At 47.9% G+C, this 22,723-nt stretch carries 22 protein-coding genes; 18 read left to right on the top strand and 4 right to left on the bottom strand.

Annotated elements, in window-relative coordinates:
* The first annotated feature begins 126 nt into the window (after nt 1–126).
* The 7 genes from ACESLK_RS14255 (at nt 127) to ACESLK_RS14225 (ending at nt 7,112) form a co-directional block, all read left to right on the top strand.
* A complete protein-coding gene (locus tag ACESLK_RS14255; protein WP_373230200.1) occupies nt 127–813 on the top strand; it encodes a type II secretion system F family protein in 687 nt (228 codons plus the stop codon).
* A gap of 29 nt (nt 814–842) precedes the next feature.
* Complete coding sequence (locus tag ACESLK_RS14250; protein ID WP_373230182.1) at nt 843–1,043, top strand: Flp1 family type IVb pilin; 201 nt, start codon at nt 843–845, stop codon at nt 1,041–1,043.
* A 77-nt stretch (nt 1,044–1,120) separates the two neighbouring features.
* A complete protein-coding gene (locus tag ACESLK_RS14245) occupies nt 1,121–1,747 on the top strand; it encodes a hypothetical protein (RefSeq protein WP_373230180.1) in 627 nt (208 codons plus the stop codon).
* 30 nt (nt 1,748–1,777) lie between these two features.
* Complete coding sequence (locus ACESLK_RS14240) at nt 1,778–4,099, top strand: hypothetical protein (protein ID WP_373230178.1); 2,322 nt, start codon at nt 1,778–1,780, stop codon at nt 4,097–4,099.
* Entirely contained in the window at nt 4,062–5,027 is a 966-nt protein-coding gene (locus ACESLK_RS14235; protein WP_373230177.1) for a TadE/TadG family type IV pilus assembly protein, read from the top strand. Before ACESLK_RS14240 ends, ACESLK_RS14235 begins: the two co-directional genes overlap by 38 nt.
* Nucleotides 5,024–5,509, top strand: coding sequence for an A24 family peptidase (locus tag ACESLK_RS14230; RefSeq protein ID WP_373230176.1), 486 nt, complete (start codon nt 5,024–5,026; stop codon nt 5,507–5,509). Before ACESLK_RS14235 ends, ACESLK_RS14230 begins: the two co-directional genes overlap by 4 nt.
* A gap of 52 nt (nt 5,510–5,561) precedes the next feature.
* Nucleotides 5,562–7,112, top strand: a complete 1,551-nt coding sequence (locus ACESLK_RS14225) for a DUF6382 and FHA domain-containing protein (RefSeq protein ID WP_373230174.1) — start codon at nt 5,562–5,564, stop codon at nt 7,110–7,112.
* A gap of 8 nt (nt 7,113–7,120) precedes the next feature.
* On the opposite strand, the gene ACESLK_RS14220 is transcribed toward ACESLK_RS14225, so the two are convergent.
* The 3 genes from ACESLK_RS14220 to ACESLK_RS14210 all read right to left on the bottom strand — a co-directional run bounded on the left by ACESLK_RS14220 (nt 7,121) and on the right by ACESLK_RS14210 (nt 8,961).
* A complete protein-coding gene (locus ACESLK_RS14220) occupies nt 7,121–8,026 on the bottom strand; it encodes a TIGR01777 family oxidoreductase (protein WP_373230173.1) in 906 nt (301 codons plus the stop codon).
* Nucleotides 8,027–8,046: 20 nt separating this feature from the next.
* On the bottom strand, nt 8,047–8,445 hold the full coding sequence (locus ACESLK_RS14215) for a hypothetical protein (RefSeq protein WP_373230172.1): 399 nt from the start codon (nt 8,443–8,445) through the stop codon (nt 8,047–8,049).
* Nucleotides 8,446–8,526: 81 nt separating this feature from the next.
* The gene (locus ACESLK_RS14210) at nt 8,527–8,961 is read right to left on the bottom strand and encodes a DUF2621 family protein (RefSeq protein WP_373230171.1); all 435 of its coding nucleotides are present in this window, start codon (nt 8,959–8,961) and stop codon (nt 8,527–8,529) included.
* A gap of 137 nt (nt 8,962–9,098) precedes the next feature.
* Between ACESLK_RS14210 and ACESLK_RS14205 the strand changes: the two genes are divergently transcribed.
* The 11 genes from ACESLK_RS14205 to ACESLK_RS14155 all read left to right on the top strand — a co-directional run bounded on the left by ACESLK_RS14205 (nt 9,099) and on the right by ACESLK_RS14155 (nt 21,330).
* Nucleotides 9,099–10,229 carry a deoxyribonuclease IV gene (locus tag ACESLK_RS14205; protein ID WP_373230170.1) on the top strand — a complete coding sequence of 377 codons (1,131 nt, stop codon included), beginning with the start codon at nt 9,099–9,101 and terminating at the stop codon, nt 10,227–10,229.
* A 50-nt stretch (nt 10,230–10,279) separates the two neighbouring features.
* Nucleotides 10,280–11,182 carry a formyltetrahydrofolate deformylase gene (gene purU, locus ACESLK_RS14200; protein WP_373230169.1) on the top strand — a complete coding sequence of 301 codons (903 nt, stop codon included), beginning with the start codon at nt 10,280–10,282 and terminating at the stop codon, nt 11,180–11,182.
* 191 nt (nt 11,183–11,373) lie between these two features.
* Nucleotides 11,374–13,386, top strand: coding sequence for a transketolase (gene tkt / locus ACESLK_RS14195; RefSeq protein WP_373230168.1), 2,013 nt, complete (start codon nt 11,374–11,376; stop codon nt 13,384–13,386).
* Between the two features lie 20 nt (nt 13,387–13,406).
* Nucleotides 13,407–13,721: a pyrimidine/purine nucleoside phosphorylase gene (ppnP, locus tag ACESLK_RS14190; RefSeq protein WP_373230167.1), complete on the top strand. Its 315-nt coding sequence runs from the start codon at nt 13,407–13,409 to the stop codon at nt 13,719–13,721.
* Between the two features lie 357 nt (nt 13,722–14,078).
* Nucleotides 14,079–15,263, top strand: coding sequence for an ROK family transcriptional regulator (locus ACESLK_RS14185; RefSeq protein WP_373230166.1), 1,185 nt, complete (start codon nt 14,079–14,081; stop codon nt 15,261–15,263).
* 19 nt (nt 15,264–15,282) lie between these two features.
* Nucleotides 15,283–16,287 carry an asparaginase gene (locus tag ACESLK_RS14180; protein ID WP_373230164.1) on the top strand — a complete coding sequence of 335 codons (1,005 nt, stop codon included), beginning with the start codon at nt 15,283–15,285 and terminating at the stop codon, nt 16,285–16,287.
* A gap of 72 nt (nt 16,288–16,359) precedes the next feature.
* The gene (locus ACESLK_RS14175) at nt 16,360–17,700 is read left to right on the top strand and encodes an ABC transporter substrate-binding protein (protein WP_373230162.1); all 1,341 of its coding nucleotides are present in this window, start codon (nt 16,360–16,362) and stop codon (nt 17,698–17,700) included.
* A gap of 100 nt (nt 17,701–17,800) precedes the next feature.
* Nucleotides 17,801–18,730 carry a carbohydrate ABC transporter permease gene (locus ACESLK_RS14170; protein ID WP_373230160.1) on the top strand — a complete coding sequence of 310 codons (930 nt, stop codon included), beginning with the start codon at nt 17,801–17,803 and terminating at the stop codon, nt 18,728–18,730.
* 11 nt (nt 18,731–18,741) lie between these two features.
* The gene (locus tag ACESLK_RS14165; protein WP_373230159.1) at nt 18,742–19,569 is read left to right on the top strand and encodes a carbohydrate ABC transporter permease; all 828 of its coding nucleotides are present in this window, start codon (nt 18,742–18,744) and stop codon (nt 19,567–19,569) included.
* A gap of 21 nt (nt 19,570–19,590) precedes the next feature.
* Nucleotides 19,591–20,271 (top strand): copper homeostasis protein CutC, encoded by a 681-nt coding sequence (locus ACESLK_RS14160; RefSeq protein ID WP_373230157.1) that lies wholly within the window; start codon nt 19,591–19,593, stop codon nt 20,269–20,271.
* Between the two features lie 54 nt (nt 20,272–20,325).
* Nucleotides 20,326–21,330: an ROK family protein gene (locus ACESLK_RS14155; protein ID WP_373230155.1), complete on the top strand. Its 1,005-nt coding sequence runs from the start codon at nt 20,326–20,328 to the stop codon at nt 21,328–21,330.
* 97 nt (nt 21,331–21,427) lie between these two features.
* On the opposite strand, the gene ACESLK_RS14150 is transcribed toward ACESLK_RS14155, so the two are convergent.
* On the bottom strand, nt 21,428–22,681 hold the full coding sequence (locus ACESLK_RS14150) for an NAD(P)-binding domain-containing protein (RefSeq protein WP_373230154.1): 1,254 nt from the start codon (nt 22,679–22,681) through the stop codon (nt 21,428–21,430).
* Nucleotides 22,682–22,723 lie beyond the last annotated feature (42 nt).

Below are 22,723 nucleotides of genomic sequence, written 5' to 3'. Positions count from 1 at the left end.
GTCAGTTTGGTCCTAATTTATGTGGTGCTTGTTCTCCACACACTAAGGGGAAGAGATATTCGTCATTTGCGTTTTCATATTGATCCTTTTGTTTTGCTTTTGTTACATCGACCTATCTTGGAGAGAATGCTGCCGTTACTGCAAAGACAGAGGTTATCCTTAGCCATTCTGCACGGCGGTATTTGCCATCGAGAGATGTTAATAAGTTGGGCTGCGGAAAGTTTAGGTCTCTCTTATATTGTTCTTTTGCTTTCAGGCCTTATAGGAGCGATGGCTGATGATTCTTCTTTGCTCGCAATGGGCTTTGTCATTGCCTGCAGCCTCCCGATTTTACGCGCGAAAGAGCTGTCTAACAAAGTGAATAAACGTCGTCAGGCCATTGTGATGGAATTGCCTGAGCTGCTTAGCAGGCTGTTGTTAATGGTGAATGCAGGGGAGAATGTAATGCGCGCATTAGCCCGATGCATGGAACAGAAACAAAGCAGCGAGCATCCGTTATACATGGAGCTAAGTCGGGCGATCGAAGGGTTGAAGCGCGGTGAAAGTCTGGCTCAAGCACTCGAGGAGATGGGAAGAAGATGTGCGGTTCCAGAGGTGAGGCTTTTCGCGACGACAGTGCTGATTAATGCCAGAAGAGGCGGGGAGGCGTTTGTACCCGCTCTGCGGGAGCTAACGAGGCAAATGTGGGAGAAGCGAAAGTCAATCGCTCGTATGCTCGGAGAACAAGCGTCATCACGATTGGCCTTCCCTCTTGCTGTTATCTTTCTATTGATTATGGTTCTAGTCGGTGCGCCGACGATTTTGATGATGTAATTCATTTATCTTTAGAGAGGATGGGTGTTATGTTCGGGAGCATAGTTAAGCTAGGAATAAGGGCTTTGGGAGCATTTTGGAGAGATGAGAGAGGAATTGGCACGCTCGAAATTGTACTCATTGCTGCTGTTTTGATTATGGTAGCCATCTTTTTTAAGGACTGGATTATGGAGTTTCTGGGAAATCTGATGGACTCCGTTGAAGGCAAGGCGGAAACAGTATTTGAATGAATAGGGATGATCGCGATCAGCGTAGACCTAACAGTTGCTGGAGCAACACCTCAGGCTCCATTTCATTAGAAGCATCAATGATACTCCCATGGATTGTAATTATCACTTTCCTGCTTTTGTTGTTTTCCCTCCTCGTTACACAAGGTGCAATTCTTTATTATAGTTCATCTATAACAGCGGAGCGTGCGGCATTCAATTGGTCCAACTCTGCAAAGGAAACGCAGACGGGTGCCTACCCTGAGGGGCAGTATGATGGGTTATACTGGCGTTTGCTTGATGACAGCTTAGTTAAGGGACTCTTTGGTTTGGTGTCTGAGGAAGAAGGGGCAGAGGTAAAGATCGAGCTCTATTCAGGTATGCAGAAGGGTAAGGGTTCTGGTGTGGCAGACAAGCTTAGGAAGCTGGGCTTTCAATTGATTTCCTCCCAAGAGGATCTAAATGGTGCCATGAGTTACAGCAACATCGGAGTTAAACGCCAAATTGGGGTGAACCTATCAGCTGGCTGGCTTCCAGAGCCTTTAATTTGGCTGCGCGGGGAAGATGCTTCGGTTGCACAAGCCACCGCATTAGTTGTTGAGCCGACTGAGTTTATTCGTTCCTTTGATTTGGCACGTTACTATGCATCCAAGATGAAATCTGCACCAGAGGGCTCGACGGCATTTAGAGAAAAGGCTGCAGTTATACTACGAAAGCGTGGCAGTTAAGTGTTAACTAAGGGTGAGGAGGGAGTGGGAATGAAGGAGGATTCGTACGACCGAAGTGAGTCGTATTTTAATCGGCGGATGCCGGAATCTCAGGGTGAGACGGGCTCAGTGACGATTTATTTTATTGCAGTAACCGCGGCATTTGTATTATTGACAGCTTTACTGATCGACTTTGCTCGAATGGCAGCATTTCGGCAGCAGGCGGAGTTGTCAGTCAAGTCTGGCGTACGGTCGACGCTCTCCTCCTTCGATCCTATTATTTACGCTCGGTATGGACTCTTCATTAGGGGCGGAGAATCTGCGGGATTACTGTTCCGTAAGACAGTAGAGGGCCATTCTTCTCCTCAAGCTGGGGGTGTGTTTCCGTTAATTGATACGCGATGGGAAGAGACTAATGTAACCGAAAGCCGGCCGTTAGCAAACCATGATATCTTTCGCAGGCAAATACTGGAGGAGATGAAATATAAGGCTCCCATAGACTTATCATTAGAAACGGCGGAACGATTTCGTGGTTTGTCGGGGGCGATGAAAGAAGCGACTGCTACGGTTGACCTTTTGGAGAAGATGCGTAAGGCCTATGAGCGGCGAGAATCGGCAATGGATGAGGCTTTGGCCATTCAGAAGGAAACCGGGGAAGTCATTCGGCAGCTTCTAAATGGAGTGGTTCCCTATCCCTCGCAGGCTCTTCAGAATCACTCCGCCGGAGTAGTCAATAATATAGCGGATGCCGCGTCAAAGTACGAAGATTACGTTAGCAAAAGGCAGGAGGATGAAGCAAGGAGAGAAGCTCAAAGGCGGGAAGAAGAGGAGAAGAAGGCAAAGGAAAAAGATGAAGCGCAGAATGAAGAACCCATAGGTGCAGGTAAGTCGGAAGGTCCTATTCATGGCTTGTTAATAGCAGAATATGAATCTGGAATTCAATCATTAGCAGCAAGATTAAGTGAGGCCTCTATCAAGGTTCGCTTGAAATCTAATGAGGCTAGGGAAAAAGCAAGCACTGTTCTTCAAGCTGCCAAAGAAGCAAATGATCAAATGAGAACATTAGTTGAACAAGCCAAGTCGATGCCATCCTCTTCAATGGGTGAGGAGTCTACATCCCCGGGTCTAGCCATGGATACAGAGAGGCTTCAATCATTGGAAGAACTGCGGCAGACGGCTGAAGATATGGTGTTTAATTTTCCGTTTTTTGAGGAATATGATGCAGAAATCAGGCTCCAGCATAATCGAGGCTTGCAGCTCGCGGAAGAATCGGCTTCATTTATGGCTTTAGCTGCTATCGCGACTGGTTCAACGGGCAGAGGACTAGCTTTAAGAGATGGGGCAGAGCGACTACAAGGTGCTTATTCTGTAACTGTGCAAGCTTATGGGCTAAAAGGCTCGGTAAGCTCACAGCGGGAGAAGTTACTACAATCCCATCGCACGTATGATAATGAAATAAAGAAGCAAGAGCAAGAAGCAAAAACAGCATGGTCAGGAGCAACGAATTTTCTCGGTGGATTAACGGGGGTATCCGGCTCCACTGAAGAGAAGGCACAGTTTGTACAAGTAACGAGCTTATATCATGACAATAAAGATTGGAACCAAGCAGAGGAGGATCACGCGGAGGCGGATAAGGAACAGGTTCAAAAAGAGCTCCGGAATGATCCTTTTGAAGGAAGGGATGAAGCCATGTCGGGGTCTAGCAGCATAATGAGTGCATTGCAGGATTCAATCCTTGCCTCGAGGGATCAGCTCTACTTCTCTGAATACACGATAGGGAGGTTTTCTCATTATGATCCCCTTCTCGTCAAGGAAATGCTGCAAGGAGGTAATGCTTCGCTTTCTATCGATAAGCAAGAAACGGAATATATCTTATACGGGTTAAATAATCCTTCTTCGAATATCGCAGCAGCATATGGAGAGATATTTGCCTTTCGTCTGGCCATTAGAACTATGGAAGGACTCGTAGAGAGCCGTGCAATGGGACATCCTCTTCTGGTACTTGCGGCAGCGCTTGTTTATGGGATTAGAAATGCTCAAATAGATATTAATCTCTTAGTTACAAAAGGGAAGGTGCAGCTGTCCAAATATATAAGAGTTGATACGACCTATACGGATTATATAAGGCTATTCCTCCTCGTGCATGGTGGATCGGCGAATCATATGGCAAGAACGATTGCTGTTATGGAGAGAGCTTCCGGGCTTTCCTTTCGCGGGGCTTATACTTACGCTAGCGCTGAAGGAACAGCATCGGTTAAGCTTTGGTTTTTCCCGGGGCTGCTTAAGGTCATGGGACGTTATGGAGATTTAGGCGGAACGGTGAAAGGAAGCCGTTATGAAGCGACTTATACAGCGGATAGCTCCTATCAATAAGAGGAGAAGCTTGGACAGCGATGGCGGGGTAACGCTGGAAACGGCGTTGGTTATGCCGATTTTTCTCCTATTTGTTTTTTTCTTGATTTCGATCATACAGACTGCCGTTATTTCCATGGCTTTGCATAGTGCTTTATCTCAAACGGCAATGCAGGCTGCATCCGCTTGGTATCCAATTTCCCTTGGACTCGAGCAAGCAAGATCTTCTGAGCTTAACCGGCAAATGGAAGAGTGGAATGACAAGTGGCTGAAGGTGAACGAAACGGTTCAACAATATGCTAAGTGGCTGCCTTCACCAATGAAGGAATGGGCTGAACAAGTCTCTAGGGGTTCATTCTCTTTAGAGGACCAAGCAGCGAGGCTCGCATTTAGTCAGCTCCTCAAGCAATTCGTGGATGCTCGAGTGCTAGATTCCGCTCGAATCACCATAACATCAGCTCAATTGCCGGACCAAGAGAATCGAACAAATGCGTATTTAACCATACAGGCAGAATACGTGCTTCCCATTCAGGTTCCTTTCACCGAACGTAAGCTAGTTCTTCGTGAATCCGTGAGGGAACGCGTATGGATCGGCGGAAGTCCCTCTTTATCACGTCTTACGGAGGAAGGAAAAGAAGCTTTTACCGTTTCTTTAGTGTCCTTGGATCCAAATCCCGTGAGACCAGGGAGGAAAGCGACTTTAATTCTTCGAACGGAGCCAGGGACAGTTGTAGATTTATCCATTGTGTATAAAAGCGGCTTAAGTCAAGCCAAACATCTTGGAAGCGCCACGGCAGATGCATCAGGATTGGTTTCATGGACCTGGCATGTATCGGGCCGAACAACGCCGGGGCAATGGAACTGGAGGGTCTCCACTCCTGCGGGCGGAGTGTGGCAGGAATCCTTTCAGGTTGCAGGAAAAAGGGAATCCGAGGAGGCTTCGGAGTGAACATTGAGGTGTTAGTTATAGTCAGTCTGTTTTTAATAACCGCATGCTGGACAGATATTCAACGAATGAAAATTCCTAATGCTCTTACTGTGTTTTTTGCATCTGGTGGTATATTATATCAGCTCATCTTACATGATATGAGCGGGTTAAGATGGGCCTTATTAGGTGCTGTTGTGGGTTTTGTTCCGCTTTATATCATGCATCGGTTGGGAGGAATCGGAGGGGGGGACGTGAAGTGGTTCGGTGCGTTCGGAATTTGGATGGGGCCATTGCCAACGCTGCAGCTGCTTGTATTCTCGATTCTTTTCGCTGGAGGTATTGCGGGTGTACTGCTTATATTACGTCTTCCGGGTCTGAGAAAATGGGGGAAGCGATTGAAATGGCCGTGGGGGCCTCACCCGGTGACAATAGGACGGAGTGCGCAAATTCCGTTTATGATAGCCGTCGCTCCAGGGTTTATTACGTTATTAGGGAAAGGATAAGTGTAATATGGAGCCTTTAGTGATTCGCTTCGAGCAGAAAAGAGGTCATTATATGATTATAGAACGTGACCCTCCGATCACTCGGGCAGAGATGAATGAAACTCAAATGCAAATGCTTAAGCAATGCGATATTCCGGGTTTACTTCCACTGGAGACGGAGGAAAGCGATGGTCACATCTCCTTGAAATTTTTACTATCTAGCAACCGAATGCTGTCTGAAGCTCTTCGGATAACAAGCTGGTCCATGTTCGATATGATGGGAGCTTTGTGTCGGTTAGGAGAGGTTCTCGAGGAATGTAGACTTTACTTATTAGATGCTGATCGAATCAGGCTATACGATGAGTTTATATTTGTGGGGAATGACTGGCATGACTTGAGATTCACCTATGTTCCAATCGATATGCCAACACTCCATAAAGTTGATGATATGGAGCGCCTCATTATACGTTGGATGCTGAAGGTTAAGGAACCGGACGGTCATGTATTTCAGCATGTATTGAAACTTGTTGCAATGAAAGGATTTATGCCGATTACCCTGAGTCGTTATGCTAGGGAATATTTAGCGGGTTCACTCGAAGTCGGGATTTCCGTTAAAGCAAAGCCGCAGACACCTGCGATACCAGCCATGCAGACATCGATTTCTCGGGAGGAGGAACAAGCGGAATTCGGTCAAGAACCATCGAAGCCTTTGCGTTCTTGGGATATTTTTCGGCCGCCAACGGGTGACCCCCATACCGTTTCTGAGATGTGGGGTGACGATTCGAGAATTCAAAGAGAGCATGATCATTCAAGGATCTCAAAGCCAAATGAGCCCAATGCCGGAAGCGTTATAGATGTTAGCCGATGGCGAACTCTTTTGCTTTGTGTTGGTTTTCTTGCAGCGGCGACAGGTTGGAGATTCATCTATTTGAATGAGCCTAGTGAACAAAAGCTATTGTTCAGCATCTGCTTAACCTTGATAATCGGTGCGGGTATATTATACTTTTGGAAAGGATTACCCGCTTGGGCGTTACATAGAAATCGTTCAAGAATAAGAACTAATCTTGTGAACAAGGAGATGGGAATCAACCAGGTTGCCGGTTCAGAGAATCATGAGGAGAACCTCAAGGAGCGTTGGTCAATGGAACCTCGATTTCCTAATCGGCTCTCACAGCCTTACGCTCAACCACATGAAAATATCTCATTTCATCTTCCTCATACAAATGACAGCAATAATGCACTCCTTCCGGAGACTTCATGGTTTGCAGCACCCGATGATCAGACAACTTTCCTAGACCAAAGCCATAAACTTAGAAAATCCACTTATTATCTTGTGTGGGAAAATAAGGAGTCTGCTAATCAGAGAATCCCCCTCGAAGGAAACTCGCTGGTTATCGGACGGTCGAGTGATGCCTCTCAGCATGTTGATCCAACGTTGGGAATGTCGCGCGCGCATGTTGAGCTAGTAAGAATAGCTGAGGAATGGAAGGTTAAAGATCTAGGCTCGCGAAACGGCAGTAAATTGAACGGTCAGCCAATGGCACCCTACGAGTTATATTTGCTGCAAACAGGCGACTGCCTTACGCTAGGCCATTCACAATACCGGTTTCTTAACGAGGTATAAAAAAAGCCCTAACGGGTAATATCCCGCAGGGCTGCTTCTAGCTTCGGAAAAGCGAAAACAAAACCATGATCGAGCAGCTTGCGGGGCATAGCCCTCTGCCCTGTTAAAACCAGAGTACTCATCTCGCCTAAGACTGCCCTAAGTACGAAACCTGGGACGGGGAACCAATGCGGACGATGAGTTACAGACCCAAGCATTCGTCCGAATTCATCGTTGGAAACGGGCTCAGGTGCAACTGCGTTCACAGGGCCGGATATTGTTGGATGATCTAAACAGAACAGTATGAGCGATACCATATCCTGAAGATGAATCCAAGGTAATCCCTGCGTGCCATCCCCCATTCGGCCTCCGCCGAACAAACGGTACGGCAGACGAAGCAAGGGGAAAGCACCACCCTCGCGGGCACAGACCAGTCCAATTCGTAGCTTAACCAAACGCTCGGCTGGAATTTGATCCGCTGCGTTCTCCCACTTTACAACGGTTTCTCCAAGAAAGTCGGCAGGCCGTACAGGCGAGTTTTCGTCGAATACCTGCTCCCCTGAATGCCCATAAAGTGATATTCCAGATGAGTTAACGACAATCCCTGGCGGCAAGCTCATTTGCTTCAGGTTGCCGGCGATACGGCCTGCAGCCTCTTCTCGAGAGGATACAATCCGATCTTTAGCTTTCTGGGTCCACCTTTGGTTAATGGATTCGCCTGTCAGATTAACAATTCCGTCATAACCACTAAGCCGATCTGGATATGCGTTCCACTCTGTCCAGGTTACATAACTAGGATGAGGAAGGGTTGGGTCATAAGGGGGTTGAACAGGTATTTTCCTCGTAATAATGCATACTTCATCCCCGCGAGACAATAGTGCTTGTGTTAAAGCTTGGCCAATAAAACCCGTTCCACCGCATAGCAGCAAGCGCACCTGAGCCCCTCCTCATACCTCTACTGCTTATCGATTGTAATGATTGTAGGTTGTTTGATTTTTTCTCCGCCAGAATCCACAATTTCTTCGGTGAATTGATATTTCACTGCGGTTCCCGATTCCCACGAAGACACTTTATCTCCGATTTCTGGTGGGATTTGGAAGGCTGTCGGTCCAGCCTCGGTTTTAATTTCAATAGAATGAGTATCTCCTTGCCCTACGTATATACCTGTTCCTTCATGGACTACAGGTGCAGTTCCTTCTGTTTCCGGAGCTGCGCTCATGCTAGGACTAGCAGAAAGGGAAGGGCTGGCGGATGGAGAAGAATCGGTGTTATTGTTGCTGCACGCTGTACCCATCAGTACCAAGGTAAGCACGGCAACGCTCATAACCATAGCTGTTTTGTTATTTTTCTTCATGTTCACTTACACCTCCTATGAGGTTAGACGAAAAGAAACAGCAAAGGTTTCGCTTTTTACTTGGAGGCTTACTAGACTCTCCTATTTAAGCAAATGGCGATAGGCCGAATAGTCGATTTTATTTTTCTCGAGAAAATCCTTCAAGCTGCGGTGATCCCTAGGGGGCGTTGCACGGATATAGCCTTCGATACAGTGGTCTCTCGTTACTTCGGGGGCACCGCTCTCCACTGCCAATTGGCCAATCTTGGCTGCAATCGAATGGCTGGCAATATCCCGGAATGCACTTGGAACTGGAGAAACGAGCTTATGAAGCATGTCCTTAGATTCATCCGTCCATAGCTCGCGGCTTCGCTCTACCCAATAATTCTGCCAATCTAGCTTTGACTTTCCATCGCTTTGCGGCAGAACCTTCAAAAACTTGCGGAACATAAAAAATCCGCCCACACTCATAAACAATACGAGCACGATGGTCCAGAACCAAATGAAATACATGAACCAATCCGGCGCTGAATTCATATCAAATCACCTCATTCTGAAATTATAGCTCATTTCTAGATTTATTTCGATGTTCGCGATACAATAGGGAATGATTGCGAGAACAGGTCCCGACATGGATTGCGGGGCACGGAGCGAAAGGCGAGGGGAGTAATAACATGTTGAAGATTGGATCTCATGTCTCATTCTCAGATAAAGGATTGTTATCAGCCGCTAACGAGGCTATTTCTTATGGTTCCGGGACATTCATGATTTACACAGGAGCACCTCAGAATACTCGTCGCAAACCGATCGAGGATCTTTATATCCCGCAGGGCAAAGAGGTTATGGCCACTAACGGGATTGGTGAAATTGTTGTCCATGCGCCATATATAGTAAACCTAGGTTCTTACAAGGAAGATACCTACCGGCTTGCAGTTGAGTTCCTTCAAGAGGAGATCCGACGGACTCACAAGATAGGCGTGAGGAATATTGTACTGCATCCTGGTGCATATACGGATAAAGATGCGGAATACGGAATTGCCCGTATTGCGGAAGGGCTTAACGAAGTTCTGGAAGCGACGAAAGAAACAGATGTCAATATCGCGCTCGAGACGATGGCTGGCAAAGGGACGGAAATCGGCCGAAGCTTCGAGGAATTGGCTCAGATCATAGAGAAGGTAAGTCTTAACAGCCGTTTGACTGTGTGTATGGATACATGTCATATCCATGATGCGGGTTACGATATCGTTGGGGATATAGATGGCGTGCTTAGCAAGTTCGATGAGATCGTCGGCTTGGATCGTATTGCGGTAGTGCATGTTAATGACAGCAAAAATCCAAGAGGAGCAGGCAAGGATCGCCATGCTCCAATTGGTTCTGGCTGGATCGGTTATGAAGGGATCGCAGGCGTAGTTGGACATGAGCTTCTGAAGGACAAGCCTTTCATTCTTGAAACCCCGTGGATTGGTAAAAAAGAGGCAACGGAGCGTCCGATGTACGAGGCGGAAATCGCGATGTTAAGCGGGAATGCAGAACAACGTTTTGGCGGAGAATTCCTGGAAGACGTGGAGCGTTTGCAATATTTCTACGATAAAGTAGGGATTGATTCTAGGCTTTATGTCCTTAACACCTGGGAGTTGCTTAAATCGGATGCAAAGGCAAGAAAAGCAGATCCTCGGGAACCGATGGAGCGACTTTACGATATGCTGATGGAACAGCGTGTGTTATCGAGCGAAATGAGTGAAGAAGCGGTTAACCAACGTCTTCTTGCTTGGCTTGCAGGTCCGGAATGGCTAGCTAGTCAATAAAGAAGAAGTATAGCTTGAAAGCGTAATGTAGAGAGGAAGAAAATAAAACCATGAGTCAACACAGCTATCAACCTCAAGAAATCAAGCGGCGTGAAGACAAGAGCATTCGTGCACGCATGTTGATTTCCTGTCCCGATCGTGCGGGAATCGTGGCTGCGGTATCTCAATTCCTATATGAACAGGGAGCGAATATCGTTCAGTCCGATCAATACACAATGGATCCTGAAGGCGGCATGTTCTTCATGCGGATTGAATTCGATCTTCAGGATTTAGAGAAAAGACTATCGTCGCTTCAAGAGGATTTCACTCGTGTATCGGATCGCTTCTCCATGAGATGGAGTATATTCCGCGCTGTAAGGCGCAAGAGAATAGCCATTTTCGTGTCGAAGGAGGATCATTGCTTGCTGGAGCTGCTATGGCAATGGCAAGCCGGAGATCTGGATGCTGACATCAGCATGGTCATTAGTAATCATAACGATATGAGAGGGCTGGTCGAATCCTTTGGCATTCCGTACCACCATGTTCCAGTGACCGCTGAAACAAAGCTGGAGGCTGAAGCCAAGCAACGGGAATTAACGGCCGGAAAGATTGATGTAATCGTATTAGCTCGATATATGCAGATCATATCTCCAAAATTTATAGAGCAATATCATAATCGTATCATTAATATCCATCATTCCTTTCTTCCAGCTTTTGTTGGGGGAAAGCCGTACCAGCAAGCTTATGATCGCGGTGTTAAGCTCATTGGCGCTACTGCGCATTATGTTACGGATGAGCTGGATGGCGGACCGATTATTGAGCAAGATATTCAAAGGGTTAGCCACCGAGACAATGTAAACGAGTTAAAGCGTATTGGACGTCACATCGAACGGATCGTTCTAGCGCGTGCGGTAAAATGGCATGTTGAGGACCGTTTGCTCGTTTACCAGAATAAGACAGTTGCTTTCGTATAACAGGTAAGATGTATAACTTGTAGGGTTTGTAAAACTACTCTATTCCATCTCCTGCTTGTACGGACAAGTTATGGAAATCATAAAATGTCCGTGTTACAATAACAAGAGTTGATTATTTTGCGGTATAACTGTACGATTCGCTGCGAAAGTAACGAGAACGTACGTGGAATAGAACTGAGGAGGGTTTTTTAATGACTGTCAGCACCAAAGCAATTGACCAATTATCCGTCACAACGATCCGCACGCTTTCTATCGATGCGATCGAGAAAGCCAAATCTGGACATCCCGGCATGCCGATGGGTTCCGCGCCAATGGGCTACCAATTATTCGCTAAAACCATGAAGCACAATCCATCCCACCCGGAGTGGATTGACCGCGACCGGTTCGTTTTATCAGCAGGACATGGTTCCATGCTGTTGTATTCCTTGCTTCATCTTAGCGGTTACGACTTGCCGTTGGAAGAGCTCAAAAACTTCCGTCAATGGGGCTCGCTGACTCCTGGACATCCGGAGTTCGGACATACTGCTGGCGTTGATGCAACTACAGGGCCATTGGGCCAAGGGATTGCAATGGCTGTAGGTATGGCAATGGCGGAAGCGCAATTGGCATCTACATACAATCGTGACGGCTTGGATATTATTAATCACTTTACTTACTCCATCTGCGGAGACGGAGATTTAATGGAGGGAATTTCCTCCGAAGCTGCTTCCATGGCTGGGCATATGAAATTAGGCAAGCTGGTCGTGCTGTATGATTCCAATGATATTTCATTGGATGGCGAGCTTAACCTATCGTTCTCTGAGAATGTAGCCAAGCGTTTCGAAGCTTATAACTGGCAAGTAATCCGCGTAGAGGATGGTAATGACCTCGATGCATTGGCTAAAGCGATTAAAGCTGCTCAAGCCGAGAGCGACAAGCCAACCTTGATCGAAGTTAAAACAATCATCGGTTTCGGTTCCCCGAACAAAGGCGGTAAAGGCGGTCATGCAGGTCCTCACGGCTCACCACTGGGTACCGATGAAGCCAAATTGACGAAAACCTTCTATGAATGGCCGCATGAGGAATTCCATGTACCAGAAGAAGTACGCGCACACTTTGCTGAAGTGAAAAAAGCAGGCGAGCAAGCTAACGCGGCTTGGGATGCTTTATTTGCCAAATATAAAGCGGCTCACCCTGAACTGGCAGCACAATTCGAGAACGCGTTAGCTCGCGAATTGCCAAGTAATTGGGATGCAGACCTTCCGGTATACACGACTTCCGACAAACCATTATCCACGCGTGTAGCATCGGGTAACGCATTAAATGGATTGGCGAAAAACGTTCCATATCTTGTGGGCGGATCCGCTGACTTGGAAAGCTCCACGATGACACATCTGAAAGGTCTTCCGCTATTCAAACCAGGCAGCTACGATGGCCGCAATATTTATTTCGGAGTTCGTGAGTTCGGAATGGCTGCTGCGATGAACGGAATTATGCTACACGGCGGTCTGAAGGTATACGGAGGTACATTCTTCGTATTTACGGATTACCTGCGTCCAGCTGTGCGTTTGGCTTCCATCATGGGATTGCCAGTTGTTTATGTACTGACGCATGACAGTATTGCCGTTGGTGAAGATGGTCCAACTCATGAGCCGATTGAGCAGCTCGCTTCCATCCGAATCATTCCCGGCTTGACTGTTATCCGTCCGGCTGACGGTAATGAAACCTCCGCTGCATGGGCCTATGCGCTGCAGAACAATGACAATCCGGTTGCTTTGGTATTGACTCGCCAAAACCTGCCAATTCTCGAAGGAACAGCAAATGCGCGTAACAACATTACTAAGGGTGCATACGTCGTTTCTGAAGCGGCGAACGGGCAGCCGCAAGGTATTCTGATTGCAACCGGTTCTGAAGTGCAGCTTGCTGTCGCTTCACAGAAAGCACTAGCTGAGAAAGGCGTGCACGTACGTGTAGTGAGCATGCCGAGCTTTGATCTGTTCGAGAAGCAGGAGCAAAGCTACAAAGAAAGCGTTCTGCCAAAAGGCGTTAAAGCACGTTTGGCTATCGAGATGGCTCACCCGTTCGGCTGGGAGCGTTATGTTGGAGACGCTGGCGCAGTTATCGGTATATCTACCTTCGGAGCATCAGCTCCGGGCGAACGCGTCATCCAAGAATATGGCTTCACGGTTGACAACGTCGTAGCCCAATTTAACAAATTGCTGTAACAGGAGCTGAGATTATACACATGTCACAATATAACAATGTTTCCGTCATTAAAAAGGCGAACGTTTATTTCGAAGGTAAAGTAACAAGCCGTGCCGTATTATTCGATGACGGTACGAAAGTGACCCTTGGTATTATGCTTCCGGGCGAATACGAATTCGGTACTGCCCAGAAGGAAATCATGGATATCCAAGCAGGTGAGCTTTCCGTACTTCTTCCAGGTAATAACGAATGGCTTGAGATTTCCGAACCTGCATCATTTGAAGTACCGGCTAACTCCAGCTTTAAGCTGAAGGTTAAGACGGTCACTGATTATATTTGCTCGTATATCGATTAATCTCCGCCATGCACACAAAGAAGGCAGGACTCCAATAGGGGCCTTGCCTTCTTTGCGTATATGCAGCTATATGTAAAGCGAAATAGATAAATCAAGACAGACTAGTGAGATTCCCTTACACCAACATTCCATACAAGGGATATCGATTATTTGTAACCGTATTCAATGTAAGATATATTAACATATTATAATTTTTCTTATTGACATAATGATGGAGGGTAATCTATAGTTAATAACATGATGTAACTAATTAACGCATATATATTCAAAAAGACTTGTGCTTTATGATTTCATTCTCTCTAATATCCATATTTTTTGCTTATTTAATAACTTTCTGAAATTAATTGTAGGAAGGCTGTGTTATCAATCTACTCTGAAAAACACGATCAGGAATTCATCAAGAAGAAAAATCAATTGCTGATCCTGGATATGGTCCGTAAACATCGGCCCGTCTCGAGAGCGGAAATCGCCAAATTGATCAGAATGAGCCCCACATCAGTAGGGCGTATCGTTAGCGATCTGATTGAGATCGGATTGGTGAAAGAGACGAACCAGTTCTCATCCGGTGTAGGACGTAAGGCGACCATGCTCGACATTGATGTTCAACAAATTCTTTCGGTTGGCGTGGAGGTGGACCGTAGTGTCATCCAAGTTGGTCTGGTCGATTTAGACGGTCGGGTTGTAGCGGAGCAGCACCACGTGATTGAGCGTACCGCTGGACAGCCCGGGATTGTTGCCGAGAAAATTGCCAGCATGATTATCGGGTTGGCGGATACGCAAGGCATAGCGGCTTCCAAATTTATAGGTGTCGGAATCGGAACTCCCGGCATTATGGATACGATCACCGGAAACGTCGTTTTTTCCGCCCAAATGGGTTGGACAAATGAACCGTTCGCAAAGATGGTGGAAACGAAAATTAACTTGCCCGTTGTACTGGATAACGACTTAAAAGTGAAAGCCCTTGGTGAAAGCAGCATCGACGCCATGTCCAATAAAGAGATAACTGCTCTTATCAGCATAGGGAGCGGCGTTGGCTCTGCCTTGGTTATGGATGGGAAAATCTATCGCGGCGCCAACAACATTGCGGGCGAGATTGGACATTCCACCATTGATCCAAATGGAAAGCTGTGCGAATGCGGCAAGAGGGGCTGCCTGCAGACCTACATTACCGACTTGGCCATGCTGCAGGAGGCTAACCAAATAAAGCCGGTGTCGAGCGTCAATGAGTTGTTCGCACTGATGAGAGCCGGCGAAGCGTGGGCGCACAACATTATTGATCGTGCCTGCACATATATTGCGGTTACCATTAATAATGTCGTTTGCACCTACAATCCGGATACGATCATTCTAACGGGAGACTTTATCGAGAATCATCCCGAAGTGTTCGAAACGGTAAGAAGCAAATCGAAGGCTTTCATTTGGGAACCTTTTATCGGAACTTTTGAATTGATCCGTTCCAAGCACGGGGAAAAATCGGTCATGGTCGGAGCTGCTAAGCTTGTGCTTCAACAACGCTTGGACCGGGGCTTGCAGCACAAATAACATCATGGGGGTAAACGGCATGGAAGTGAAGCTTGTCAAAGAATTCCGCGGCGGCATTGAAGAATGCGTACATACAGGACATATTTGCGGTGTGAACGACCGGGGCGAAATCCAATATTCCGCAGGAGATCCGGAAGCGATCGTGTTCTTGAGGTCAGCGGGCAAACCGTTTCAAGCGATACCGGTCATCCGGCATGGCGCCGATGCCAAATTCGGTTTAAACGATGCGGAAGGAGCTATTCTAGTAGGCTCCCACCGGGCTGAGCCGTTTCATGTCGAGGTTTTGGAGTCGATTATGAAGAAAACCGGAATAGGCGAAGAACGGCTCATTTGCCATCCGACCTATCCGCTCAGCGTATATGCGACCGAAAATCTGCTGCGTGAACAAAAGCCCAAAAGATCCATTTACCATAACTGCTCCGGCAAACACCTTGGCATTCTGGCCCTCTGCGAAACGATGGGGTATTCCTTGGATGGATATGGAGAACCGGATCACCCCGCGCAACAGGAAATTCTGGAAACGCTGGCCTACTTGGCGCATTATCCTAAGGAGAAAATCGGTCTCGGAACCGATGGCTGCGGCTTCCCGGTGTTCGCAATGCCGCTTCAAGCCTTGGCTATTGCCTATTTGAAGCTAGCCTGTCCTGACCTTATCGCAAATCCCGAAATCCGCGGCGCCGTTCAAGTTATCGTGCATCGGATGAATAAACATTACGAGATGGTCGCGGGAACCGACAGGATTTGTTCAAATCTTCTTATGGATCCGAATATCGTGGCCAAAGGCGGTGCCAAAGGCGTCTACTGCTTTGGATTAAAGAAGGAAAGGCTTGCCTTTGCCCTGAAGGTTCTAGATGGTTCCGAAGACGAGTGGCCAATCATCGTGGCGTCCATTCTGGAACAAATCGGGTATGAGAACCGGGAGACGATCGACCGGATGTACAGGCTTACTCCAGCGGACATTCGAAACGACAACGGTCGGACAATCGGCCGTAATCAACCTGTGTTTACGTTGAATTTTCAATAAATAATCAAAAACAATCCGCATCCGTTCTTATAACGATTCGATGGAGCGGCTTCAATCAAAGGAGGAACAAACATGAATAAACGAGTTTGGACTGTCATTTTGCTGGGTGTATTATTAATTTCTTCCGTACTTGCAGGCTGCGGGAACAACAAGGAAAGCTCATCATCCGGGAGCGCAAGCGAAGGCGGAAGCGGAGAGAAGGTTAAAATCTCTTATCTGGATCCGCTGCCGAGCAATGAACGGACAGATCTCATGAAACAACTCATTCAAAAGTTCGAAGAACAAAATCAGAACATTACGGTCGAGTATATGTCCGTTCCTTGGGAGGAAGCGAATAAAAAATGGATGACGATGGGCGCAGCGAAAATCTTGCCGGACGTCATCAGCGTGGACGATACATCCCTAGCGGGAATGAGCGCAGCCGGATACCTTCAGAGCCTACAATCCTACTACGATAAATGGGATCAAGTCGCTAACCTGACCGAAGCAACCAAGCAAGCCCGAAACAAATACAAAAATGAAGTATACGCCATTCCCGATGCTTTTCTGCTTCAGGGTCTGTTCATCCAAAGCAGCTGGTTTAAAGAGAAAAGTCTGCCGGAAACAATCGATACATGGGCCGATTACTTCTCTCTTGCGCAGAAGCTGACCGACGAGAGCCAAGGCCGTTATGGAATATCTTTCCGGGGCGGCGCGAACGGCGTCATCCGCGCAATGGAATACGTGATGGCGGCAACCCATTCCGACAGCTGGTTTGATAAAGAGGGCAAGGCCATTCTGTACAAACCGGAAGCGAAAGAAGCGTTTAAGAAGTTCTACGATCTTTACCTTAACGGCTACGCGCCGAAAGAATCCGTCAACTGGGGTTTCAATGAAATGGTGCAAGGATTCATGAACGGTCAGGCGGGTATTCTGAACCAAACGCCGGAAGTCATCGCAGTCGCCGAGAAGAACATGCAGCCGGGCAGCTGGAATGTCGTCCCGATGCCGAAATCGGACGACGGGAAGAGATACATTTTCTGGGGATTCACGGCTGCATATGCAATGTCCTCGAACTCTGAACATAAGGACGAGGCATGGAAATTCATCGAGTTTTTGAGCTCGCCGGAAAACAATCTCGAGTACAGCAAGAAGAACTCGAGCATTCCGATCTATGCGGAGAACCTGAAGGATCCTTTCTTCAGCACCGGCGCAATCTCCGGTTATGCAGGTTCAATGGCCGATACGAACATCGTGTTCGCCGGTCCGCCAAGCCACTTGACCAAGCTGGGAGAATTCACGGGTACTTACGCAGTAGAAGAAACGCAAAAATATTTGACCGGCAACCAATCGCTGGATGATACGGTCACCCGCTTGGCCGACTGGCTTACGAAGGAACAAACGGAATACTTAAAGGAAAACCCGCAGCCTTAATTTCAACATTAAAGAAAGAACACGCATAACCGAGCGCAAGGGCGGTGAAGCCGTTTTGCTTGGTTATGTGTGTTTTCCATCTCATGAAGGCGGTGAAGCGATGTCTTCGGCAAGCTATCCAAGGAAGCTTTCCTCTGTTCGAACTAAGCGATTATTACGCAGATGGGAGCCCTATTTTCTATTGCTTCCGGCGCTGCTGATTGTACTGTCCTTTTTTGCTTATCCGGTCATAAAAGCGTTTCAACTTTCATTTATGCATTACGTGCTGTTTGAGCCAAGCAAAATCGGTTATTCGGGTTTCGATAATTTCAAGGCGCTGTTGATGGATTCCAATATGCCCCAGATTCTGATTAACTCGGTCATCTGGGTCGTTGCGACGGTAGGGCTGCAGTTTGTGCTTGGTTTCATGCTTGCGCTTGCGCTGAACAGACATTTTAGAGGCAAACACCTGTATCAAGCGGTCGTTTTTCTGCCGTGGGCGGTATCCGCCTTTCTTATCGGCATGATCTTCAAGTGGATGTTCAACCAGCAGAACGGTTTGATCAACCATTTGTTGCTGGAGCTCGGACTGATCAACAAAGCGATTGCTTTCTTGGCCATTCCGGGAACCTCCATCATTCCCGTTATCATCGCCATGGCGTGGTATGGCGTACCGTTTTTCGGAATCATGATATTGGCAGCGCTGCAATCGGTCCCGCACGAAATATACGAAGCGGCGGATATCGACGGAGCGGGCAGGGTAAAACGGTTATTCCAAATTACGATTCCCTACATCAAACCGACGCTCGTCCTGACCGTGCTGCTGCGGGTGATCTGGGTTTTTAATTCGGCGGATCTGATTTATATCATGACCAATGGCGGACCTGCCAACAGCTCGCATAATCTGCCTTCCTATATTTTCAACAAAATCGGTTACTCGACAGACTTCGGGCAAGCCTCGGCGCTTGGCGTACTAATGCTAATCATCTTGACCGTGTACACAATCTTCTTCCTACGGGTAACGAAATACAACGAAGCGGGTGATATCTGATGCAGCTTTTCATGAGAAAAAGACTACCCGGCACCATCCGTTTCTGCGTTTTGGCTTTATTTCTGGCAGGTACCCTCCTTCCTTTTTATTGGATGCTGGTCACGTCGTTAAAAACCCGTTTGGAGATTTATGGGAAGAAAATGACGTTGTGGCCGGAAAATCTTACATGGATTAATTATGCGGAAACGTTCCGAAGCTCGAGTTTTCCGCACTATTTTGCCAATAGTTTTGTCGTCAGCATTATTAGCGGCATTCTGGTGCTGGTGGTATCCATTCTCGGAGGGTACAGCTTGGCTCGGTACCGTTTTCGGGGTAAAGGCATAATCATGCTCATCTTTCTGTCCACGCAGATGGTACCTGTTGTGATCATGTTGGTTCCTTTGTTTATGGTATTCGGCAATTTGAAGCTTCTGGATACGCTGCCCGCTCTTATTATCACGTATACGGCCATCAACATTCCGTTTTGCATGATTACGATGTCCGGTTTCTTCCAACGCGTGCCGGTTGCACTGGAAGAAGCGGCGATGATCGACGGTTGCAACCGCATGGAAACGGTGGTCCGGATTATATTGCCCATCATGTTGCCAGGCATCGTCGCTACCTTCGTCTTCGCCTTTACGGCTGCTTGGAACGACTTGTTTTTCGGCATCATGTTCACGACCAGTGAAAGCGTTAAAACAGTACCGGTCGGATTAAACAGCTTTGTGCAAAAATTCGATATCAACTGGGGCGAAATGAGCGCTGGCGGCGTTCTGTCTTTGATTCCGGTGGCCGTTCTTTTCGCATTCATACAGCGTTACATAGTGGCCGGGCTCTCGCAAGGAGCGGTAAAAGGATAATGGAAACGGAGACGAGAGGATATGCTGCTTGAAGTCATCGCAACATGTGCAGACGATATTGTAAAAGCGAATTCGGGCGGCGCCGACCGGATTGAACTGGTGACGGGGCTGCAGGAAGGCGGCATGTCTCCAAGCCTAGGATTGCTGGAAGCGGCGGTTAACTTATCCGCCGTTCCCGTTCACGTCATGATCCGTCCGCACAGCCGGTCCTTTCATTATGATCCGGACGATGTTCGCATCATGGTCAAGGATATCGGCGCGGTTCGGCGGGCAGGTGCGGCTGGAATCGTACTCGGCGCTCTGCAGGAGAACGGCCGGGTGGACAAAGATACGCTCAAGCTGCTTCTGGAAGCTGCGGAAGACCTTTCCGTTACGTTTCATCGCGCATTCGATGAGACACGGGATTTAGACGAGGCGCTGGACGATTTGCTCGCTTTTCCTGTGGACCGGATATTGACCTCCGGCGGTAAGCCGAGCGTACTGCAAGCCATGGACACCATCGGTCGTTTGGTAAAGAGAACGCAAGGAACACGACTCCGAATACTCGCCGGAAGCGGCTTGACGATAGAAAGTCTGCCGGAATTTATAATGAAAACCGAAGTGAAGGAATTTCATTTCGGCAGGGGCGTACGCGCAGGCATGCTTTCAACCGGCCAGATCGATCCGGAGCTTGTTCGACGGATTAAACAGTCGATCAGTTAGCAACCGAAGAGGAGCAAAAGCCAGGCGACCCGCTTATGAAAGAGGTAACTCATCATGAACGACGTATATGTAGGTATCGACGTAGGCGGCACCAAAATGCTGGCCGCGCTAGTAAACGGAAGCGGAACGATAATGGCCAAGGTTCAGCAACCTACACGGGCAGAACGCGGAACGAAGGACACCATTCGCCGCTTAATGGCGATGACGGAATCACTGATCAAAGAATCTTGTTCCGAAGCCGAAGGCAATACCATCCAAGGTATCGGTATTGCCGTTGCCGGAATTCTCGATCCGTCCAAAGGAACAGTAATGCTTGCAACCAATCTGGGATGGGAGAACGTTCCGATAGGCCCGTTGCTTAAGCAATATTTCCAATGTCCCGTTCAAGTCATCAACGACGCCAATGCTGCTGCTCTAGGAGAGTGGCTTGCCGGGGCGGGCGTCGGAATGAAAGACGTCATCTATGTTACGGTGTCAACCGGAATCGGCGGCGGCATTATTAGCGACGGGCGATTGATGCTCGGCTCAACTAACAGCGCGGCAGAGCTCGGCCACATTAGCATAGACCGTAACGGACCGTTATGCGCATGCGGGAATCGGGGATGTATAGAGGTTTACGCCTCTGGCAACACCATTGCCAATCGTGTACGGGAAGACATTAGGAGCGGAGACGCGAGTACAGCTATCGTTCTTGAAATGGCGGGCGGGAACCCGGAATTGTTAAACGCCCGGCATGTTGCGGAAGCAGCGCAAACGGGCGACGAGTATGCCAAAGACAGACTGGCAGAGGCGGGCTCGGCTTTGGGGATGGGGCTTACCGCTATCATCCATCTCATAAATCCTGAGATGATTATTCTCGGCGGCGGAGTTTCCCAAAGCGGCCGTCTTCTGTTTGAACCGATGCTCAATACAATACGCGGACACGGAATTCCGGGATTGGTAAATAGAGTCCGGTTCGTTACAGCGAAGCTCGGCGGAGATGCGGGAGCGGTGGGGGCCGCCCTCTGGTGGCGGTATGAGAGGACGATTACGTCTGCCATTCAAGAGACGGTTTGGTAAGGGGATATAGACAAAGGCAGGACTCCAATAGGAGCCCTGCCTTATTTGCGGTACGCCCAGCATAGGCGCTATCGAATAGTAGGAGCGCAAAATCATATTAGGATTGGGCTTCAATATATTCCTTTAACTGAATGCGTTGATATAAGGGCAGTGCGGACAGCATGCAGCCATATTTGAACATGCCGTTGTATCCCTCAATCCGAATGATTCGGGCTGTCATCGGAGGAAGCTCGGACTCCTGAAGGAAATGCAGAACGACGAACATATCTTTCTCCAAAGGGAACTCCGAGTCAATTTGTATTCCGTCCTCCGATAAATCACGCAAATGGCCAAGGACGGATTGCCCAGAGAAAGCACCTTCGCCTTCCCATTGATAGATCGACATCATAAGCGGGATATCAAGAGGAAGCCTCGTTTTTCTCCTGCGCTCAAAATCATTCTTTATTACTGCAGCTTGTACAGGGGGTTCTCCGATTTTCTTGCCGATCCAATTTTCATATATAAGAGCTAGTGCTGCGAGATCCGACTCGCCATAACCACTCGCCTGCCCAAGTTGGAACAAGCTCTTGGCTGTTTCAAGCATCGGCGTCGATACACCGAGTGCATCGGTTAAGACAGATGACAAACGCAGGTCTTTCAGCATCAGAGCTAGGGAAAATTGAACGCTGAAATCGTGATCAATGATTTTCCGGCCTTTCAAATCCGCCTGCTTGCTCGCAGCTCCGCCCGATTGTACAACGCGCAGGAACGATGAAACGTCGATTCCACTTTTTGCAGCTATCGCCATACCTTCGATTAACCCTGCGGCATTAATTCCAACAATGGTATTATGCGCGAGCTTTGCGGTTGCACCGCTGCCGTGTTCCCCCATGTAAATAACCTCGCGCCCCATAGCAAGAAGGATATCCTGATGGTCATCGATGGTTTCTTTGTCACCGCCAGCCATGAACAAGAGTGTACCGTCAATGGCCGCCGGCTTGCTCCCAGTTACAGGTGCGTCAATGAAATCGCAGAACTTTTCAGATACTGCGACAGCCAATCTTCGAGCAAGGTCGGGAGAGATCGTACTGCTATCTATGATGGTTGTACTTGGTTTAAGTTCTTTAAGAATGCCGTCCTGACCAAAGTATACCTCTTCAATAGCCTGGTCATTACTGATCATCGTGACGATGACATCAACCCTCTTGGCTACCTCAAGAGGAGAAATCGCGCTGTCTGCGCCTAGGTCTAGCAATTGCTTCTCTTTGCCTGACGTGCGATTGTATACGAGAACAGAATAGCCCTTGCGCAATAGGTTGGCAGCCATAGGCTCGCCCATGGTACCTAGTCCAATAAATCCGATTGATTTCATTTTCTATTCCTCCGATACATAGGGTGTATAAATCTCATTATA

This window comes from Cohnella sp., from assembly GCF_041640265.1.
GTDB lineage: Bacteria > Bacillota > Bacilli > Paenibacillales > Paenibacillaceae > Cohnella.
Note: the sequence above shows the minus strand (reverse complement) of the source record. Positions and strands in the feature narration are given on the sequence as shown.

Excerpts from the sequence above, each read along its gene's own strand:
- tkt (WP_373230168.1), top strand. The coding sequence starts at position 11,374 with ATGACTGTCAGCACCAAAGCAATTGACCAATTATCCGTCACAACGATC.
- ACESLK_RS14205 (WP_373230170.1), top strand. The coding sequence starts at position 9,099 with ATGTTGAAGATTGGATCTCATGTCTCATTCTCAGATAAAGGATTGTTA.
- ACESLK_RS14215 (WP_373230172.1), bottom strand. The coding sequence starts at position 8,445 with ATGAAGAAAAATAACAAAACAGCTATGGTTATGAGCGTTGCCGTGCTT.
- ACESLK_RS14245 (WP_373230180.1), top strand. The coding sequence starts at position 1,121 with ATGATACTCCCATGGATTGTAATTATCACTTTCCTGCTTTTGTTGTTT.
- ACESLK_RS14170 (WP_373230160.1), top strand. The coding sequence starts at position 17,801 with ATGTCTTCGGCAAGCTATCCAAGGAAGCTTTCCTCTGTTCGAACTAAG.
- purU (WP_373230169.1), top strand. The coding sequence starts at position 10,280 with ATGAGTCAACACAGCTATCAACCTCAAGAAATCAAGCGGCGTGAAGAC.
- ACESLK_RS14235 (WP_373230177.1), top strand. The coding sequence starts at position 4,062 with ATGAAGCGACTTATACAGCGGATAGCTCCTATCAATAAGAGGAGAAGC.
- ACESLK_RS14155 (WP_373230155.1), top strand. The coding sequence starts at position 20,326 with ATGAACGACGTATATGTAGGTATCGACGTAGGCGGCACCAAAATGCTG.
- ACESLK_RS14240 (WP_373230178.1), top strand. The coding sequence starts at position 1,778 with ATGAAGGAGGATTCGTACGACCGAAGTGAGTCGTATTTTAATCGGCGG.
- ACESLK_RS14175 (WP_373230162.1), top strand. The coding sequence starts at position 16,360 with ATGAATAAACGAGTTTGGACTGTCATTTTGCTGGGTGTATTATTAATT.
- ACESLK_RS14210 (WP_373230171.1), bottom strand. The coding sequence starts at position 8,961 with ATGAATTCAGCGCCGGATTGGTTCATGTATTTCATTTGGTTCTGGACC.
- ACESLK_RS14250 (WP_373230182.1), top strand. The coding sequence starts at position 843 with ATGTTCGGGAGCATAGTTAAGCTAGGAATAAGGGCTTTGGGAGCATTT.
- ACESLK_RS14160 (WP_373230157.1), top strand. The coding sequence starts at position 19,591 with ATGCTGCTTGAAGTCATCGCAACATGTGCAGACGATATTGTAAAAGCG.
- ppnP (WP_373230167.1), top strand. The coding sequence starts at position 13,407 with ATGTCACAATATAACAATGTTTCCGTCATTAAAAAGGCGAACGTTTAT.
- ACESLK_RS14225 (WP_373230174.1), top strand. The coding sequence starts at position 5,562 with ATGATTATAGAACGTGACCCTCCGATCACTCGGGCAGAGATGAATGAA.
- ACESLK_RS14180 (WP_373230164.1), top strand. The coding sequence starts at position 15,283 with ATGGAAGTGAAGCTTGTCAAAGAATTCCGCGGCGGCATTGAAGAATGC.
- ACESLK_RS14165 (WP_373230159.1), top strand. The coding sequence starts at position 18,742 with ATGAGAAAAAGACTACCCGGCACCATCCGTTTCTGCGTTTTGGCTTTA.
- ACESLK_RS14150 (WP_373230154.1), bottom strand. The coding sequence starts at position 22,681 with ATGAAATCAATCGGATTTATTGGACTAGGTACCATGGGCGAGCCTATG.
- ACESLK_RS14255 (WP_373230200.1), top strand. The coding sequence starts at position 127 with ATGCTGCCGTTACTGCAAAGACAGAGGTTATCCTTAGCCATTCTGCAC.